Source organism: Microcystis sp. M_QC_C_20170808_M3Col (genome assembly GCF_007095505.1).
Taxonomy (GTDB): Bacteria; Cyanobacteriota; Cyanobacteriia; order Cyanobacteriales; family Microcystaceae; genus Microcystis.
On the sequence record NZ_SFBY01000108.1, the window covers coordinates 1 to 2,517 of the forward strand.

Below are 2,517 nucleotides of genomic sequence, written 5' to 3' on the forward strand. Positions count from 1 at the left end.
TAATATTATACGGAAAACTTCTTGCGATCATTCCACTTGAGCGTAATATACGGAAAGATTCTTTTAAAAGTGCGTATTTAGCGTAATATAAGGAAAGTTTCCGTATATTATATAGTTAGCAATTGATCGCGCTTCGCACCTTCAGGGTGAAAGAAACTGCCTTCGATTAATGAGTATATGTGCTTAACAAAAATCTAGTTTCTTAGAAGCCCTCTGGCAGAGCTGCATCAGTGCCGCTAGAAAATAAAATCGTAAAACTCTAGTAAACAAAATGTTGAAATATAAAAAAGTTGGATTTACTTTTCTCGTTCTATCAGCTTATTTAGTTTCTACTTTACCTAGTTCAGCTCAAGTACCTGGGCTCTTCTGGTTTCTGTGTGGAAACGAGGTCTATACTGATAGAATATCCGCAAAATAGTCCTAAAAGTCTTGTCCAATAAGCACTTCAGGATTCCATAAGCAAAAATTATCACACAAGGTTTCTGTGTGGAAACGAGGTCTATACTGATAGAATATCCGCAAAATAGTCCTAAAAGTCTTGTCCAATAAGCACTTCAGGATTCCATAAGCAAAAATTATCACACAATGGATCGCTACCTAAGTAAACAAAAAATTTCGGGCTCTTCTGGTTTCTGTGTGGAAACGAGGTCTATACTGATAGAATATCCGCAAAATAGTCCTAAAAGTCTTGTCCAATAAGCACTTCAGGATTCCATAAGCAAAAATTATCACACAAGAAGGCGTATACTAAAATATAGCGGAGGGTTTATTGGAGTAAGTTCTTTAACAGTATTATTAGGGAACTGTTCTAGATCATATACGGAGCTAAAAATGTCTGAAAAAGCACTTGATTATTTAAGAAAATGGAATTCTGATGATCAGATTTCTAGTATTACTCCAATATCACAAAACATTATTGAAGCATTGGTCAAAGAACCTCACATGCATCCGATTGGAAATACTGAAGATTTTGACACAGCAAAATCCCTCTGCACATTAAAAGATGGAACAGTAGTTAAAATGTTCACAAACCCAAAAAAAGTAGACCACATATTTTTAGCGGATTCCAAAGGCAGAATGATCTTTGGAAGCTATCCTTATGAATCCCTTCTTTTTAAGAATCACAATGAAGAATTAAAAAAAGCTATTGATCTTATAGCATCCCAAAAGCCAGAAATTAATCTATATAATCCTGGCGAAAAGTATATCAATATCCCTGTGCACAAGATGACGATTCCCGAAGGATTTGATCGCCACAGAGCAATGGAACTGGGGAATCTGGTGCGAATAGCCTACAACGATTATGATAATAGTAAAAAACAAGCATTATACTTGAAAGAAGGCGATATAATCTTGACCAGAAAAGCTGAGATGATCGCCAATGCCATTACTCAATACTGGATTAACTCATCAGAAAGCAGCAATAAAACTGATTTCTACAAATACAAAGTTATCAAAATATTAAAAGCCAAGGAAATCGAAAAAAATCATAATTTTGGCTTCATTCTTGAGCAGGAGTCTGAACAAACTAATGAGAAAACATACTTTGTGGTCTTGCGAGGGACAATATCACCATTTGAGTGGCTTAAGGATGCTAAATTTAAACTCGTTCCCCCATGCTTTGAAATCAAAGGACAAGTCAATAAAGACAACGACATAGTAAAAGTCAGTGAAGGCTTTGACGATATTTATAAGTCTACACCTGATGGAGATGATTTATCAATCAATAAGACCGTGCAGCATTTCCTCGATAAACTAGCTAAAGAAGGTGATAGACAAAACAAGAAAATATATGTAACAGGACATAGTTTAGGAGCAGCGCTCGCAACTCTCTCAACCTTTCACATTGCAGAAAATAATTTTTCACCAACTCTATATGCTTTTGCTTCTCCACGAGTTGGCAATCAACAATTTGCTAAACGGTTTCCAGAAAAAGTCTATGCTCAGACTTTTCGGATTGCTAACTGTGAGGACTTGGTAAATGGCTTACCGACAGGAACTATTACTGAGTTGACAGGACCTGAAATGAAAAAAGAGAAAGATCCTAATGATTTCCTAACAGGAATTATAGAGATGGTTCCTGTTTTGAAATCTATATTTTCTAAAGATGCTTATGAACACGTTGGTCAGCCTGTTTATTTTAGTCATCAGACTGGGGCTATTTCCAGTAATCACAATATGAGCGTAACCTATTGTGGTGCTTTATTTGGGCGCGATCACAATTAGGTAAGTAAGACGAATCGACTGCGTTTGTAAGTCCCGAAAACGGATCGACGATCGCCAAAATAAGCAGTTCGGGTTTAGGCAAGCACAGCAAATCTGTTTTCTGCTTAAGTTCCGATAGTGGAAGGGTGATCGCAAAGAAAAGTAGTAGTAAGCGATCAATGTATAACTCTGCCGTTAGCCATCTATGCGCCGGTTTTTTGCCCATCTCGTTTTAGCATTTCGTCTGTTGAGTTTGGCTGCATGTAAGTTCATGCTCCCACTACCGGTGTCCGCTACCCTGAGTCAGTACAA

Annotated in this window: 1 protein-coding gene; it reads left to right on the plus strand. The window is 37.1% G+C overall.

The genetic code is table 11. The annotated features are described in order from the left end of the window. The first annotated feature begins 831 nt into the window (after positions 1–831). Complete coding sequence (locus EWV84_RS05375; protein ID WP_287076937.1) at positions 832–2,226, plus strand: lipase family protein; 1,395 nt, start codon at positions 832–834, stop codon at positions 2,224–2,226. Positions 2,227–2,517 lie beyond the last annotated feature (291 nt).